The organism is Ruegeria sp. D4 (assembly GCF_056534475.1).
In genome coordinates this window covers 18,056-32,919 of record NZ_JBQFPJ010000007.1, presented here as the reverse complement: position 1 = coordinate 32,919, position 14,864 = coordinate 18,056, and the positions used below count along the sequence as shown (strand labels likewise).

14 protein-coding genes are annotated in these 14,864 nt (G+C 52.2%); 8 read left to right on the top strand and 6 right to left on the bottom strand.

The genetic code is table 11. The annotated features are described in order from the left end of the window. Nucleotides 1-41 precede the first annotated feature (41 nt). Nucleotides 42-971, bottom strand: a complete 930-nt coding sequence (locus ACR0MI_RS11740) for a phospholipase D family protein (protein ID WP_480854429.1) — start codon at nucleotides 969-971, stop codon at nucleotides 42-44. Between the two features lie 520 nt (nucleotides 972-1,491). Between ACR0MI_RS11740 and ACR0MI_RS11735 the strand changes: the two genes are divergently transcribed. The 3 genes from ACR0MI_RS11735 (at nucleotide 1,492) to ACR0MI_RS11725 (ending at nucleotide 4,438) form a co-directional block, all read left to right on the top strand. After that, nucleotides 1,492-2,064 carry a carboxymuconolactone decarboxylase family protein gene (locus ACR0MI_RS11735; protein WP_093964968.1) on the top strand — a complete coding sequence of 191 codons (573 nt, stop codon included), beginning with the start codon at nucleotides 1,492-1,494 and terminating at the stop codon, nucleotides 2,062-2,064. Between the two features lie 223 nt (nucleotides 2,065-2,287). Further along, nucleotides 2,288-3,067, top strand: coding sequence for a methyltransferase domain-containing protein (locus tag ACR0MI_RS11730; protein ID WP_093965079.1), 780 nt, complete (start codon nucleotides 2,288-2,290; stop codon nucleotides 3,065-3,067). Nucleotides 3,068-3,550: 483 nt separating this feature from the next. Further along, nucleotides 3,551-4,438, top strand: coding sequence for a LysR family transcriptional regulator (locus ACR0MI_RS11725; RefSeq protein ID WP_170408191.1), 888 nt, complete (start codon nucleotides 3,551-3,553; stop codon nucleotides 4,436-4,438). Nucleotides 4,439-4,597: 159 nt separating this feature from the next. Here ACR0MI_RS11725 and ACR0MI_RS11720 read toward each other — a convergent pair whose 3' ends face one another. From ACR0MI_RS11720 to ACR0MI_RS11710, 3 genes are all read right to left on the bottom strand, one after another. Next, a complete protein-coding gene (locus ACR0MI_RS11720) occupies nucleotides 4,598-5,047 on the bottom strand; it encodes a MaoC family dehydratase (RefSeq protein WP_170415301.1) in 450 nt (149 codons plus the stop codon). A gap of 126 nt (nucleotides 5,048-5,173) precedes the next feature. Further along, nucleotides 5,174-5,965 carry a class I SAM-dependent methyltransferase gene (locus ACR0MI_RS11715; RefSeq protein WP_170517481.1) on the bottom strand — a complete coding sequence of 264 codons (792 nt, stop codon included), beginning with the start codon at nucleotides 5,963-5,965 and terminating at the stop codon, nucleotides 5,174-5,176. 64 nt (nucleotides 5,966-6,029) lie between these two features. Beyond that, nucleotides 6,030-6,950: a sulfurtransferase gene (locus ACR0MI_RS11710; RefSeq protein ID WP_170700154.1), complete on the bottom strand. Its 921-nt coding sequence runs from the start codon at nucleotides 6,948-6,950 to the stop codon at nucleotides 6,030-6,032. Between the two features lie 266 nt (nucleotides 6,951-7,216). On the opposite strand from ACR0MI_RS11710, the gene ACR0MI_RS11705 reads away from it, so the two are divergent. The 3 genes from ACR0MI_RS11705 (at nucleotide 7,217) to ACR0MI_RS11695 (ending at nucleotide 11,109) form a co-directional block, all read left to right on the top strand. Next, nucleotides 7,217-8,497 carry a tetratricopeptide repeat protein gene (locus tag ACR0MI_RS11705; RefSeq protein WP_170415296.1) on the top strand — a complete coding sequence of 427 codons (1,281 nt, stop codon included), beginning with the start codon at nucleotides 7,217-7,219 and terminating at the stop codon, nucleotides 8,495-8,497. A 383-nt stretch (nucleotides 8,498-8,880) separates the two neighbouring features. After that, entirely contained in the window at nucleotides 8,881-10,527 is a 1,647-nt protein-coding gene (locus ACR0MI_RS11700) for a tetratricopeptide repeat protein (protein ID WP_170415561.1), read from the top strand. A gap of 186 nt (nucleotides 10,528-10,713) precedes the next feature. Then, on the top strand, nucleotides 10,714-11,109 hold the full coding sequence (locus ACR0MI_RS11695; RefSeq protein WP_170415294.1) for a rhodanese-like domain-containing protein: 396 nt from the start codon (nucleotides 10,714-10,716) through the stop codon (nucleotides 11,107-11,109). Between the two features lie 53 nt (nucleotides 11,110-11,162). Here the strand turns inward: ACR0MI_RS11695 and ACR0MI_RS11690 are convergent, their stop codons facing one another. Further along, nucleotides 11,163-12,035 (bottom strand): LysR family transcriptional regulator, encoded by an 873-nt coding sequence (locus ACR0MI_RS11690; protein WP_170740962.1) that lies wholly within the window; start codon nucleotides 12,033-12,035, stop codon nucleotides 11,163-11,165. Nucleotides 12,036-12,218: 183 nt separating this feature from the next. Here ACR0MI_RS11690 and ACR0MI_RS11685 point away from each other — a divergent pair, with 183 nt between their 5' ends. Next, nucleotides 12,219-12,629: a GFA family protein gene (locus ACR0MI_RS11685; protein ID WP_480854420.1), complete on the top strand. Its 411-nt coding sequence runs from the start codon at nucleotides 12,219-12,221 to the stop codon at nucleotides 12,627-12,629. A 31-nt stretch (nucleotides 12,630-12,660) separates the two neighbouring features. After that, on the top strand, nucleotides 12,661-12,855 hold the full coding sequence (locus ACR0MI_RS11680) for a DUF1059 domain-containing protein (RefSeq protein ID WP_170415288.1): 195 nt from the start codon (nucleotides 12,661-12,663) through the stop codon (nucleotides 12,853-12,855). Between the two features lie 244 nt (nucleotides 12,856-13,099). On the opposite strand, the gene ACR0MI_RS11675 is transcribed toward ACR0MI_RS11680, so the two are convergent. Beyond that, on the bottom strand, nucleotides 13,100-14,815 hold the full coding sequence (locus ACR0MI_RS11675) for an adenylate/guanylate cyclase domain-containing protein (RefSeq protein ID WP_480854418.1): 1,716 nt from the start codon (nucleotides 14,813-14,815) through the stop codon (nucleotides 13,100-13,102). Nucleotides 14,816-14,864 lie beyond the last annotated feature (49 nt).

The window sequence follows — 14,864 nt, the reverse complement described above, 5'->3', positions numbered from 1 at the left end:
CTCATCACCAAGTTCAAGGGAACGGGATACAAACCAAAACCTTACACCCCTGATTTTGAAGTCATCTGTTTTGATGGCCGGAAGCTCTTCGTGGAAGTGCGACACTCGTGGTCGCGTGAACACGCCTCATAGGTCAGCTCCTGTTGATACCCAAACAGCATATGGCTCGTGATATCTTTTCGGTCTCCGGTGAGCCAAGGTTCGAACCCCTTTTGTTCGGAGATCGTACGCGCCATCGCATCTTCAGCGGTCACCGGTTTGATGAGCTTTTCGAGTATCTCCAGCGCTTCGGTATTCCAATCGACAGATACATCCCAAGCCTGCTCAGCGGCTTCTGTGCGTTCGACCTGAAGTTCATGAGTGCCCGCATCCAGGTCATCGGCATACTCGATGTTTCTGTAGAGCCCTGAGTAGGAAAAGTTTGCGGATCCGGCGACGGCACCTTTTGGCGAGCTGACGATTTTTGAGTGTAGCCGCCGGTCCCCGGTTATCCCTAACTTGTGTTTGGCAAGCTCCGGATCGAAGACACGCAAGTCAATTTTGCCGGTTTTGATGGCGTGTTTTGCCAGCACCGCGATAAGATCGTGATCCTCTTCCACTTGAAGCCCGGAGCGCTCCAGCCAGTAGAGTTTCATTTCTTCGGTGACTGGTTTGGGGTTGGTCAGCCTTTTGGTATTAGCCGTGTCGATCCCGAACGATATCCGGATCCGGATATCGCTGTCGTTTTCGGGATCCCTCAGCTCTGGCAATTCCTTCATCAAAATCGACAGTGAAGACAAGAAGTCCTGATACCCGGTGACAATCAGACAATCCCCAGAGGTGATATGGGGCCGATAAAGATTGATGACCGGCCGGTCGATATTGGTGCCGACCTTCGCAACCGGTTCGACACCAAGCTTGTCTTCGGGCTTTTGATTTGCTTCGGTGAGCTGCTTTGGTTTGGAACGCAGCCAATCAGGGAGTGAAAACAATGAACAAGACTTGGTTTTAGGACGCTTAGTCTAATATTGATACTGCGGGCATCGTCCTTCAAGACATCACAGGAAGAAACATTCGTTTTCCTGAAACTGTCGAAAACGCGCACCGGTTTTGTGGCAGAAAGCCAGGATTTCGAGATTTAACATAAGTCGCAATTATGGAGCGGTTGCAGCCCTTGCGCCTTTGTCAGCCAACCGCCGGCTAATCCGAACTTCGGACACTCGTGAACATCCCTTCAGCGGTAATCGTGAGCACAAAGTTCAAAGAGCTTCCTCGAACTCAAAGGTCAGCGATGCGCAGAATGCTGACTTTGCAAATTTACGAGAACGGCTCAAATGAAATTGCCTTTAACCAAGCAGCAACAAGTTGGGGGTGTCGTCTGGCAAACTTACCGTTCGCAGTATCCCAACAGAATCTCTGAGCGGAACCCGAAATTGCTTTAAGGTTGCGTAAACAACGTTGGTTCCTCACTTTGAGAAAACGTAATCCATAGCAAGATTGAAAGAGAATTAAATGAAACGCCTGTTTCCATCTCTGCCGGAGAACGCGACACTTGGAAGTGTCTATCAAGCCTTTCCAGATAAACTTTCTCCGCTTTGTGCGTACGAAAGCCTTGTGATGAGGGGCGAGAGCGACCTCTCGGTTGCTGAACGTGAACTCATTGCGGCCTATGTCTCGGGATTGAATGCTTGTGCGTATTGCCATGGGGCGCACATCGTTTTCGCCAAAGCCTACGGTATTGAAGTCGAGACAATCGAGGCACTGATGGAAGACCGCGATACGGCGCCCGTCGAGGATCACCTCAAACCGTTGCTGGCATACATTGAAAAGCTCACTGTCTCACCATCCCGAATGACAGAAGCCGACGCTAGAGCAGTCTACGCGGCAGGCTGGTCGGAGAGTGCGCTGTTCGATGCTATCCAAGTTTGCGGTGTCTTTAATCTCGTGAACCGCTTCATAGAAGGAACAGGTGTCCAAAGCCCTGGCACCGACCCAAGAGAAGCGGACGAAGCCACTTTAAACCGATGCCGCAGTGACAGCTTCTATACCGATTTCGGACGAGAGAACGGCCTCGACATCCCTTGAATTGATGTTGTTCTAACGTTCGAAACGCCACGAAAAGCTGGTCCGATAGAGCGGCAGATGCGTCCTTCGCTCTCGGGGTTAAATCATTCGTCGGATCAAGTCGGCGCATTCATTTATTGTTGGTGGATCCATGTTCAAGCCTCAACGATCCGTCCTGCTTTTCGTAGATAGCTCAATTTCTGATAAGGTTTTGGGGGCATGTGGGCTTTGTAGGGGTGGAGAGTTGCTTAAATTTGACGCTGAAACAACGAAATTACTTGAAATCGCCTATCAAGGCGCAGAACTGACGCGGCGAAGACAGGCTTCATTTGATGCGCTGTGCCCGGCTCCTGGTGAAACTATTTTGGACATCGGTTGTGGCAACGGGATGTTAACAGTTGAGTTGGCCCGGGCAGTTGGCTCGGATGGCTATGTCATCGGGATCGACCCAAGCGCTGACATGACGGCAGCTGCTAGAGAACGGTGCAGCGACTACGCAAACGTGGAGTTTCGTGCTGGTGCCGCAAATAGCTTGCCCATTGAGGATGAGAGTGCTGACAAGGCCGTCTCGGTACAGGTCTTTGAGTACATCGAAGACGTAGACGGTGCGTTGGCTGACACGCTGCGGTGCGTCAAACCCGGCGGGCGCCTCGTCATCAGCGATCTACACTTTGGCAGCTTGATCTGGTTCAGCGATGAGCCCGACAGAATGCAAAAGATGCTGACATCCTGGAACCAGCACTTTGTGAGTGGTTCCGTCCCGGAAAGACTGCCCGCGCTGATAAAGGCTCGCGGCGACCGTGTGGAAGATGTCTTGTCGTTCACAATGACGGATCACCAGTTGAAGCCTGATGGCCTCGCAATCATGATGATGCACCTCATGAAGCAATACACTGTCGCAAATGACCATGTTGATCCCGCAGTTGCGCAATCGTGGTTTGATGAGCAGCTCAGCCTTGCAAGGACTGGACGCTTCTTCTTTTCGATGACCCAATTTGTTGTCGTGGTGCGCAAAAAGGGGTGATTGAGCTAAGTAAATCGGCCTGGGTTCTTTCGCGGGCTTCATGAAAGTCTCGTATTGGTACTTACTCAATGGCTACAACACAGGTGCGTGGCTGCCACTTCCAGCTTGCAGCTGCATTTGGCGTGATCTAATCGCCTTATTCGGCCGATTGTCACCAAGTGTCGTCAGAACCTTCCTGGATACAGACTCACCATGTTCTGCACGTCAAGCTCACTCGAAAACGCATCGGGATTACTCCAGATCACGTCATTAATATAGTCGCGTTCAGCGTGAAAATCGTCAGCTGTAGGCCGCGGCTTCCGGGCTTCGGGGAAGCCTCTCTTGGTCCTACCGAACAGTCCACCAAATACGGTCCAGATGCTGGGTGACATTGTATGGGAAGCCATCTCATGGTCCTTTCCGAGTTGCTTGCGCTGTCGCAACAACAGTAACTGTTCACCTGTTTTTCTGGTATCCGGCACAAAATTGTGCTGTTCTAAAAAAATGAAGAACGGGTTCCGAAATTGGTCGGATATTCGTGTGTTCCTCTCTGTCTTGAGAGAAGGATCGACGCTTGCGGCCTCCAGAAAGCTAAAGGTCTCCCAACCAACGGTCGCCCGACGCATTGATGTTCTCGAAAGAGAAACAGGCTTGACGCTGTTTGAGCGTGGTACGCACGGGTTCAAACCGACCCCAGAAGCCCTTCGCCTCGTTCCCCTCGCCGAAGCAATCGAGGCTTCAGTCCTCGAATTTACCGATTGCGCGAAGGAATTGACGTCGACACAACCCATCCGTATCACCGCTTATTCGGCAAACTTCTCCGCACGCATGATTGAAATCGTAAACGAGTTTTCCGCCGACAATCAGGATGTCGCATTCGAGTTTTTGTCCAGCGTTCGGGCGCTGGACCTGATGGCGGGCGAGGCCGACATTGCTTTGCGCCTTGCAAGAACCGATCCCGATCCTGACCTGATCTGTCGTAAGATCAGCACGGCCCGCTGGTCTTTGTTCGGCAGCAAAAATTACGCGGACAAATTTGGCTTACCGGGGTCAACGAATGATCTGGCCGGGCATCAGTTTGTTACCTTTCAGCGGGACGATGTACCGAATGTATTCCACGAATGGTTGACCAATCACGTGGCACCGGAACAGATCGTTATGTCTTTCACTGAACTCGAGCTTATGCATGCGGCAATCAGATCAGGGCAAGGCCTTGGTATCAGCAATGTCAAGCTGGTGGAAACAGACATGTCTTTCATCCGATGTTTCGACGAAATCCCTGAACTTGCGGTGCCGCACCTAATGCTCATTTCGCCGGAAGCCTATCGTCGGCCAGAGGTTAAAGCCTTCGTTAAGTTCTTCGCACCTCGCTATGCGGCAATCTACAAGTAGTTATTTAGGCAAAAAGGATTGAGAACACGCGAACAAACTAGTTTGCATGTACGCCACGACCGCAGCAATAGAAGCCTTATGTGGCGAGCCCAAGGATACTCTTGAAGATGACAATGGGAGATCAAATTGATCGCCGCGCCCCAGTCGCTGCAAACCGCCTTAACTCCGACATGCCATCACGTGGTGCATGACCAGGTTAAGAACTTCAACATCGTTCTGGTTAAATGTCTGGTATCGGAATTTGACCGTTCCCCGGTCTGGCTTCGAACGTGACGGTGTAATTGCCTCAACCGTAACGCGCACGCTGATCGTGTCACCGGAATACACCGGAGCCAGCCACCGTACCTCGTCCATACCATGTCCACCCAGATTGGTTCCGGTAAGTACACCAGTGTCGCGGAACAACCTGAAAGTAAGCGCTATTGTCTGAAATCCACTGGCTATGAGACCGCCGAAAATCGACTCTGCGGCAGCCACTTTGTTAACGTGGAAGGGCTGCGGGTCATGAACCAGTGCGAAGTCAATAATCGCTCCCTCGGTCAGCGTAATGCCTCCGGTTTCGAAGGTTTCGCCAACCGACAAATCGTCGATGTATTTTCCGCTAGGCATGGCAAAAGTATAGTTTGATGCAGACTCAACCGTCAACGCGGAGCCAAGCTCGGCCGCCACTAATGCCGCATTGTCTTTCGACCATGGCAAAGATCGTAATGGAGAACTAAGTCAGTGGTCGTTGACCTATGCCGCGGCGACAAATAGGTGCGCTTCTTGCGGTACGTGCAATACGCCTTCTTTGTCATATCTAGACAAAGCGTCTGCAACCTCTTCCACGACCTTGTTGGTGACGTCAGCACCTGCATCCCTAAGATCGGTTTCGATTGGCAGCGCCATGATTTGCGCGCGAAGATCAATAAATCTTCGCTCAAGTACCAATGGCTCGTGACGAGCTATCTTGAAGCCTGCATCGACCAACAAGTTCGAAATGAGGTCCCCATCTCGAAACGAAAAAGGCGCTCTGGCTTTTACTGCGGCATCTGTTCCAACATGCCGTTCGAGAGCTTTTGCAAGCGCTCCATTGAAGGGCGACACTGCGCGCCAACATGTCAAAAATAGCTGACCGTCATTGCGCAAGATCCTATGAACCTCTTGCAAAGCGGCGGATTTGTCGGGGAAGAACTGAAGCCCCTGTTGTATGAAGGCATAGTCAAACGTAGCATTTCCGAAAGGTAACTCGGTTACATCTGCTGCATACCACTCGAGCACATGACGACAATCCGGCTGATTGGACTGCGCGACCTCAATCATGGTTTCGTTCAGATCTACGCCAACAACCCGGCCTTCGCCCGTCAGTTTCCTTGCAATCTCTCGCGTCAAAGCCCCGGTGCCGCATGCGATGTCGATAACACAAGTGCCGCTTCGAAGCTGAACCTTCTGCATTGTTGCTTCAGCCAATGGGCCGAACATCGCAGGCACACTATGGTTGTTGTACTTCTGCGCAGCCTCTTTGGTCAGCCGGAAATTGTCCGTCATCAAAAATATCCTCCTAGCAACGCGTCAATAATTGGACCGCCCAAAGTGACCCAAAATCGTAGTCTCACGAGGTTTCAACCGGAAGGCTCTCATCGGCGCTCCACTCAGCCCATGAACCATCGTACAGGCGGGACTTTTCGAACCCCATTTGGCGCAACGCAAGGAGCCCACAAGAAGCAGCTATGCCACGGCCGCAATAGGCGATGACCTCATCGTCAGTTTGAATTCCCTTGTCCTGATAGTGCTTGAGGAGCTTGGAATGATCCGCCAACTTGAATGAACCACGTTCCTTTAGTTTAGCTGCACGTTCGGCAATGGGTATGTGTGCCAAATCCGGATCGATGTTCGATATCGCCGGTATGTTGACGGCACTGGGAATATGTCCCGAGCGACCTCCCCATGTGTGAACTCCGTCGCCTCGGAAGAGGTTGTTTGGTAGAAAGTCCACAATTCTGACTCCGGGCTTACCCATCGCATCCAAGACATCAGCTTTGCGGGCAATCCAATTGCTCTGCACTGTTGGTTCAAAGTCACCATGCTCAACGGTTAGATCGCCAGTTTCAGTGGGTCGACCTTCGAGTTTCCATTGCTGCAAGCCGCCGTCCAAGACCTGCACGTTTTTATGGCCATAGTGCGAAAGTGCCCACCAAAGACGCGCAGACGCCAATGGAAGCCCGGAGTCATCGTAGACCACGACATGACTGTCGTTGGAAACACCCAACTCGCGCATCCTTTCCCCGAAGTCCTCTCGGCCGAGCATCATGTCGGGAGTGTTCTGAGTGCTGTCTGCAAGCTCCGTCGACATGCCAACATACACGGCGCCAGGAATGTGCTCGGCCTGGAACTCGCTCCTATCGTCATAGGCTACGCCCTTGCCGTTTTCCTCCCTAAACTTCCAGCGAACATCAATGATGCGCAGTTTCGGGTTAGTCAGGTTATCTGCCAACCAAGCCGTATCAATGAGCGGGCGAGTTTGGGTTGTCATACCTACTTTCTCCTCTAACCGGACGCGGGTCGAGCCGTATGTAATAATCCCCAAAATTGCTTTCGGAGTCCAATTTTGGAAAATCGGGATTTGATAAAGCAAATATGATTTAAACGGCATGTTGATGATTTCATGAGACTTCTGAAAGAAACGGATGCTGAAATCATGGCGCCTCGTAACGTCGATTTCCTTTGACTCGTTTATGGGTAGGCATGCTCATATAGCTCACTGACGGACAGGTTTGGTACAGAAAGTGGAAGGTTTGGATGCTTGAAGATCGGTACGGAAGCCCGCTAACGACCACATCACAAACTGCGCGAGACGCCTACGTTGAAGGCATCGACCGATTTCTGGGTGCTTTTGATGATGTTGAAGAAGCTTACCGTTCTGCAATGCAGGCAGATGATAGCTTTGCCATGCCCCATGTCGGGCTTGCTCGCTACCTTGTTACCGTCGGGCGTGGACAAGATGCAAAGCGTCAAATAGCCGTCGCAAAGGAACTGTCGCATGGTGTCAGCCCGCGCGAAGCCGCCCAGATCGACATTATCAGCGATCTCATTGAGGGGCGTGCACCGCAGGCCTACAGGCGCATCCGGGATCACGTCACAGACCATCCGCGAGATATTTTGCTTGCTCAGACATGTACCAGCGTATTTGGCTTAATAGGGTTTTCAGGTCAGGCTGGACGCGAGGCGGAGCAGCTTGCGTACACAACCATGTTGAAGCCGCACTATGGTGACGACTGGTGGTTTCTCTGCCAGCATGCATTTGCCCAGATGGAGGCCGGACAGATCGGCCCGGCCGCGGAAAACATCGAGCGCGCGCTTGAGTTGAAGCCAGACAGCGCACACAGTGCACATGTCAGGGCCCATCTCTACTATGAGAACGGGGAGACGGACGCTGGCTACGCTTATCTGCGCGAATTCTGGCAAGACTATCCCTTCACAGCGTATCTGCACTGCCATCTCAGCTGGCACGTCGCTCTGTGGGCGCTTGAGAGCGGCGATGTGGCAGGTATGTGGAAGCTGTTCGATGATTATGTTTCCCCCGACCGACCTCCTGCGCCACCACTGAACGTTTTGACTGATAGTGTGGCAATTGTTCACCGCGCCTTTTTGGCTGGCGAGCAAATTCCTCAGGAGCGTTGGCAACAACTCAGCGACTATGCTGTTCAGTTCTTTCCTTCACCAGGCTTGGCTTTTGCGGATGTTCACGCTGCTCTTGCGCATGCGATGGCTGGAAACAGAGAGCGTCTGGAAGCAACCATTGACGGCGCAAAGGGACCCGCAGGCCCCACCGTTGCTTCGGTAGCAGGCGCATTCCGTGCTTTGGCGGATGGAAACGCGGACGAAGCGATTGAGAAATTCGTAAGTGTCATGTCTGAGCACGAACGCCTTGGTGGTAGCCGGGCGCAACGCGATATTATTGAGTTTTCATTGGCGCATGCGCTGGCAATATCGGGAAAATCGAATGAAGCTCGACGTATCCTCAACATGCATCGACCGCATACCTCTCACGACCATGCAGTTGCCACGCTAGAAGAATAGGGTGCCCGTATTTTTGACGCCCGCAATGAGCGCAAATTACACGTTTTCAACGCCAGTTAGAACAGAAGCTGTCGCACGACGTTACCAGGCCCCAAAAGTGTTAGTTGGCGGAAAAGACCAACCTGACTGCCGACATCAGCTTTGTCAAAAGCCCGTCTTAGGTGTGCGAGCGGTGTTTGTGGTCTTGTCGGTGGGCTACTGTGGATGGATTGGACGACGCGTCACTCACGTAGCCGATAAGTTGGTCAGTCGCCAAGAAGAGTGCTTCGATCAAATGGGGCTCATATAAGTCGGGTCTATGCCTTGGGTCGGCTTTGATGTCGCCAGTATCGAGAAACAGCCCATTGTGGTAACCTCCTACCTTTAATTAGGGGGTTATTGTGATGGAATACTATGATCTCGGTAGCTACAGCCGAAAGATCACAACCTCGTCGGACGAAGCCCAGCTTTGGTTTGATCGTGGTTTGGCTTGGACTTACGCGTACAACCACGAAGAAGCGATTGTATGCTTTCAGAATGCCGTGGCTGCGGATCCAAATTGCGCAATGGCGCACTGGGGCATCGCGTATTGCATTGGGCCGAACTACAACAAGCCCTGGGAAACATTCGAAGAAGACGAGAAGCCTGACTGTATCGCCTTGGCAAAAGCGTCAATCGAGGCTGCTGCATCGTTAAAGGACAAACTGACGCCTGTTGAACGCGCGCTCATCGAAGCCATTCCAGCGCGTTATCCATCCTCATCGGATATCGAGGATTTCAGCCCATGGAATGATGCATTCGCTGATGCGATGCGAAAGGTTCACTCCGAATTCGATCAGGACCTGGACGTGTCCGCGATTCTGGCCGAGTCGCTCATGAACCGGACACCTTGGCAGCTTTGGGATTTGCCGTCCGGAAAGCCCGCCGAAGGGGCCGATACGCTCGAGGCAGTATCTGTGCTCGAAAATGCGTTCGATACACTTTCCGGAGCATGGGAGCACGCAGGACTATTGCACATGTATATTCACCTGATGGAAATGTCGCCCCACCCCGAACGGGCACTGCGTCACGGGGATGTGCTCGGCACGCTGGTGCCCGAGGCCGGGCATTTGTTGCACATGCCGACCCATATCGACGTGTTGTGCGGAGACTACATGAACGTGGTACTGCGAAATCACAAAGCCATATTGGCAGATCGCAAGTTTCTTAAGCGAGAAGGCCCTGACAATTTCTATTCCGTCTATCGGTGCCACAACTATCACTTTAAAATATACGGTGCGATGTTCTTGGGGCAACCATCGGCAGCAATCGAAGCCGCCGATGAGCTTGTCGAAACTTTACCTTCAGAGACACTTCGGCCAATGGCTGATTGGTTCGAGGCGTTCATTCCTATGAAACAACATGTATTGATCAGGTTTGGACGCTGGCAGGCTATCCTTGATCAGGAGTTACCTGAAGATGCGGAGCTCTACAGCGTCACTATCGCCATGATGCGGTATGCAAGGACGGTTGCCTTGGCCAACCTACACAGGGTCGCCGAAGCCGAGAGTGAAAAAGCCAAGTTCTATGATGCTCTGGCCAGAGTTCCTGAGACCCGAATGCTGTTCAACAACACATGCCGGGACATTCTGAAGGTCGCTGAGCAAATGATGCTGGGTGAGTTGGCCTATCACGCAGGAGAGCACGAAACGGCCTTTGACCACCTGCGAAAGTCAGTCGAGATCGACGACAACTTGCCGTACGACGAGCCCTGGGGCTGGATGCAACCCACCCGTCATGCGCTGGGTGCTCTTCTTCTTGAGCAGGGCCAGATGGAGGAAGCCGAAGCTGTTTACCGTGCAGACCTTGGCCTGGATGCAACGCTTAGCCGGGCCTGTCAGCATCCGGGCAACGTCTGGAGCCTGCATGGCTTGCACGAATGTCTCGTCCGGCGCGGTGAAACGGTCGAAGCCACCCACATTAAGCTACAACTGGACAAGGCCACTGCTCGCGCCGAGGTGCCGATCAAGGCATCGTGTTATTGCAGGCAGAACGCTTTGGCCGCAGAGTAGTCACTGATCAACAGCAATGGCTGGGGCATTTGCGAGGCCCGCTTCTGCCGTTGACCGGGACTTGTTTAACTTCGTTGATGGCAACCGTCTGGGCGACCACAAGACCGGCAATCATCGCTTGGATGCCGTTTTACGGTAAATCAGCCGCATGGTAGCATAGCGTAAGATTTGCAGTCGGGGGGCAACATGGTCTTAACATTCGCACAAATGGAAGCTCAAGAAATATCCAAAGCAAATCCAATTTCAGCAACTGACGCGCTGGCAGTACTGATCGAAGACCCCAACGCACTTGTGGTGGACGTAAGGGATAGCGCTGAAATGGCGGCCACAGGTATCAGCCCGAGAGCAATTCCGGCTCCTGGTCGCGCCGTCGCTTGGATGGCAGACCTTGAAAGTGAATACAGATCTCAAGAGTTACAGGATCGTGCAAGGCGAATTTTCACCACTTGTGGCGGAGCTCCGAGCTATCGAGGCGCGGCAGCGGCAAATGTATTGACTGCGATGGGTTTTCAAAACGTGCAGTTCATCGATGGAGGGATGGCGGCTCTGATCGCAGCGGGCTCCTCTACAAAGCAGCCTTAAAAAAGGCGAAACCAACGGTGATGAGCAAACACGCAGGGGTCAATAGAAGCTTCTCAGCTTGCAGAGTTGTGTCTCGATACGACTTGCGACTGAGATTTTAGCCAATTGACGAAAACCTTAGCCTCGGGGCGCTGAAATTCTGCCTGCGTCTGGATGTAATAGACGCCGAAGAGAGGCTCAGAGAACAATTCAATCATCCGACCAGATGACAGATCGTCCTCGAAAAAAGCTCTGGCAGAATACGTGATACCGTCACCCCGGCGAACCGCAGTCATGATCAGGTTCCCCGGCATGTGATTTATCGTCAATGGCTCGAGAGGTACGACCCCATGATAGGTGAACCAGTCGGCCGCTTCGTTGGTGCCCAGTTCCTGCAACCAAGGCAGTTTTGTCAGAGAGGCCGGGTCACGCAGATCTTGGCCTTCCACCAGTGAAGGTGTCCCGATCACGACCATGTCGGAAACAAGGACAGTATCCTCCTCTTTTCTCGGCATGCGTCTGTCGTGATACCGAATGGCGACATCGATACCACCTGGTCTTATCTGAACCAGTTCCGAAGTTGGGTTCAGCATCAAAGTGATCTCTGGATGTTCGCGTTGAAACTCTGCCATTCTCGGCAACAGCCACTCCACCGCGAATGCTGGTGACATTGTCACTTGAACGGGACGCTGTGCTGTGTGTTCTGCCAGTCGTTCGACACCCCTTCCAATGATTTCAAAGCCGATACCCAGTTCACGCGCAAGAATGATGCCTGGCTCTGTCAATTCAATGCTGCGCCCACGTTTAGCAACAAGAGCTACACCCAAGTGCCTTTCCAACGATTTCACCTGCTGGCTGACAGCCGCTTGGGTCACGTTCAAGCGTTCAGCCGCTACAGTGTAACTCCCAGCCTTCGCAACCGCTGAGAAGGCGCGCAAAGCGTTCATTGGGGGAAGGTGCAACCAATCCATACTGTAGTTTTTCTAAAGTTTTGTTAGACTATTTGAGTCGCATGATATCGACATTCTTGACATTATTCACAGTGAAATCTGCGCTGCTATTATAAAATATTGGAGCGGATGCTTTAGTGCTGATGTCAACCTAGCCGCATGCCAGGAGATCTTGATACGATGGAAAAACTTCAAGGTGGATGTTACTGTGGTGCTGTTCGATACCAGATCGCGACACCACCTGTCTGGTCGGGACATTGCCATTGTCGTTCATGCCAAATGGCCCTTGGCGGTGCCTTTGTAACTTGGGCTAAAGTGGCAGCGGAAGACTTCGTAGTTATCAAAGGCGAAATCCAACACATTGAGAAAACTCCGGGTATTCGCCGCGGGTTTTGTCGGGACTGTGGAACGACGTTGACCTATGCCGCCCTAAATGAAGTAGAGGGCCAAGACTGGAGCGCTGACGCTTGGTTTTCTGCTGTAACGTTGGACGACCCATCGATTGCGCGACCCAAGGCCCACATCTTCGTGTCACATCAGCAGCCATGGATAAAACTCGACGACGGGCTGCCGACGTTTCCTGAGTTCTAAGCAGCTTTTCGAGCGAACGGAGGAGAAAGCGATGAACACTGTTTATTCATATGCCTGCAAGGATTGCGAGGGCATGGAGGCCTGCCCAGGCAAAGTGGTTGCAGCGACCAAGGACGAAGTCTGGAAGCTCATGGAACTGCACGCGGTGGTCGCCCATGGAGAGGACCCCAGCTCGTGGGATGCCGACACTCGAGAATATCTGGAAACACTGATAAAGCCCGCGTGATCAAATAAATTAAGCTTCAAGTTCCTACGGATAATCGGCCCAAATTATCAACTTGGTTGTTTAACCGCGAAGGGCAGCTTTAGTCTGCTACTGGGAAATTGCTGGGCCCATTTGTGAGTATCCGGGTTTGGGCTGCGGCCTACCGCCAAGGCGCCTAGAAGCGCACGGCCATCACGAACCCAAATCGGAAACGTGTGAGATTGGTTTGCATCACAAACCATCCTGCTACAGCGAAACCCTGCTCCTATTCAGGCAAACCGGCTAGTCGCAATGACGCACAGTCTTTCTCCAGCCTTTTTCTGTCAGAGAAAAGTTGAGTATTCGCCCAGTCCGATATGGAAAACTGAGGGCGGTATTTCATCACATTCCGTGCTTCATCGCGAGCGGCCTCAAGGTTCTCCGTCTCTACATGGACGATTACGAGGTCGAGGTGACCAAAGCCTTCAACCCTTTGACCATATTCGGTGAATGCTTTCTTGGCTTCCTCGTATTGACCGTCGAGTCGAAGGGCTAAACCCAGAACGCCTGCATACCAACCTGGATAGTGAGGGTTCAGGGTAATGGCTTGTTGTGCGACTTGGATCGCTTCATTTGCCTGGCCATTGAAAGCTAGGGTGATTGACAGTCTGGCAGCTACGTCAGCGTGGTTTGGATTCAGCGCTAGTGCCTCGTTGAACTTCTCGATAGCCGAAACCAGCTTGCCATCGATTGCATCCGCAAAACCCGCAATAGCGTGAGCCTCTGGGTTGTAGCTGTCTATTTCCAGAGCCCGTTGAGCGCAGTCACGAGCCTCCGCTAGCGCGGCACGCCGGTCAGCAACAAATCCATGTCGTGCTTCGACAGTGCAAATGAATCCCAAAGTACAATACGGAGCCGAGTAACCCGGGTCGAGTGCAATTGCCTGTTGTGCAAATCGGCGAGCGTCGGCCTGAGCTTCCCTGGTAATTCTGCGCGAAGCCTCAACGGCCTTTAGTTGAGCAGTCCACGCGCCTAGGTTATTTGTGCCGGATCCTCTGAAACGAGCCATTTCTCCCGCCAACAGTTCGACTTGAAGCTCGGTTGCAATCCTAAGTGCGATTTCATCCTGAACTTCGAATACATCTTCAATGAGGCGATCATAGCGGTCTGCCCAAATATGCATGCCGGACTTTGCATCGATTAGCTGTGCTGTGATCCTCACCCGGTTACCGCTTTGACGGACACTTCCCTCAAGAACAAGATCGACACCCTGCTCCAGACCGACCTGTTTCACGTCAACGGAGCGACCTTTGTAGACGAATGTAGAGTTACGCGCGACGACTAGTAAATTCGGGAGTTTTGATAAAGTGGTGATGATCTCTTCGGTAATTCCATCTGCAAAAAACTCCTGATCGGGGTCAGAAGAAAGATTATCGAAAGGTAAGACGCCGATTAGCAGAGACTTTGTATGGCTAGCCGGAGTTACTCGCGGTGGGGCAGAACCTGGCGGCGACCATTGGAAAATTTCTATTGGTGACGGCGCATTCTTAAACTGTCGCTCTCCAGCGCGATAAAATTGCTCAGCGAGGCGCTCGTCAAGGCTGCGATGGACGACATCTGAAATTAACACAGCCCCTTCGTTGGAAGCCTCTTGTAGACGTGCAGATAGATTGATGCCATCGCCGAAAATGTCATCTTCGTCGAATACGACATCTCCAAGATGCACACCCACTCGTAGTTTCAATGAGGACTGAGTCGACACCTGGCTTTGAAGATCAAGGGCGCATCGTACTGCATCAGATACCGAGTTAAACTCGACTATCCATCCATCACCCATCCTCTTAACGACATTACCTCGATGATCGCTAACCAAAGGATCAAATAACTCTCGACGTAGAACACGAAGTTCGCTGAGAGTCCTATTTTCATCTGCCTTAATCTGGCCTGAGTAGTTTACTACATCGGCCGAGAGTACTGCGGAAAGTCTGCGGTCTCCATTCATGTCTATTGGTAACGCAAATTACGCTGCTTGGAAAAGACAACATGATTTC

Excerpts from the sequence above, each read along its gene's own strand:
- ACR0MI_RS11735 (WP_093964968.1), top strand. The coding sequence starts at position 1,492 with ATGAAACGCCTGTTTCCATCTCTGCCGGAGAACGCGACACTTGGAAGT.
- ACR0MI_RS11725 (WP_170408191.1), top strand. The coding sequence starts at position 3,551 with ATGAAGAACGGGTTCCGAAATTGGTCGGATATTCGTGTGTTCCTCTCT.
- ACR0MI_RS11720 (WP_170415301.1), bottom strand. The coding sequence starts at position 5,047 with ATGCCTAGCGGAAAATACATCGACGATTTGTCGGTTGGCGAAACCTTC.
- ACR0MI_RS11715 (WP_170517481.1), bottom strand. The coding sequence starts at position 5,965 with ATGACGGACAATTTCCGGCTGACCAAAGAGGCTGCGCAGAAGTACAAC.
- ACR0MI_RS11710 (WP_170700154.1), bottom strand. The coding sequence starts at position 6,950 with ATGACAACCCAAACTCGCCCGCTCATTGATACGGCTTGGTTGGCAGAT.
- ACR0MI_RS11705 (WP_170415296.1), top strand. The coding sequence starts at position 7,217 with ATGCTTGAAGATCGGTACGGAAGCCCGCTAACGACCACATCACAAACT.
- ACR0MI_RS11700 (WP_170415561.1), top strand. The coding sequence starts at position 8,881 with ATGGAATACTATGATCTCGGTAGCTACAGCCGAAAGATCACAACCTCG.
- ACR0MI_RS11695 (WP_170415294.1), top strand. The coding sequence starts at position 10,714 with ATGGTCTTAACATTCGCACAAATGGAAGCTCAAGAAATATCCAAAGCA.
- ACR0MI_RS11690 (WP_170740962.1), bottom strand. The coding sequence starts at position 12,035 with ATGAACGCTTTGCGCGCCTTCTCAGCGGTTGCGAAGGCTGGGAGTTAC.
- ACR0MI_RS11685 (WP_480854420.1), top strand. The coding sequence starts at position 12,219 with ATGGAAAAACTTCAAGGTGGATGTTACTGTGGTGCTGTTCGATACCAG.
- ACR0MI_RS11680 (WP_170415288.1), top strand. The coding sequence starts at position 12,661 with ATGAACACTGTTTATTCATATGCCTGCAAGGATTGCGAGGGCATGGAG.
- ACR0MI_RS11675 (WP_480854418.1), bottom strand. The coding sequence starts at position 14,815 with ATGAATGGAGACCGCAGACTTTCCGCAGTACTCTCGGCCGATGTAGTA.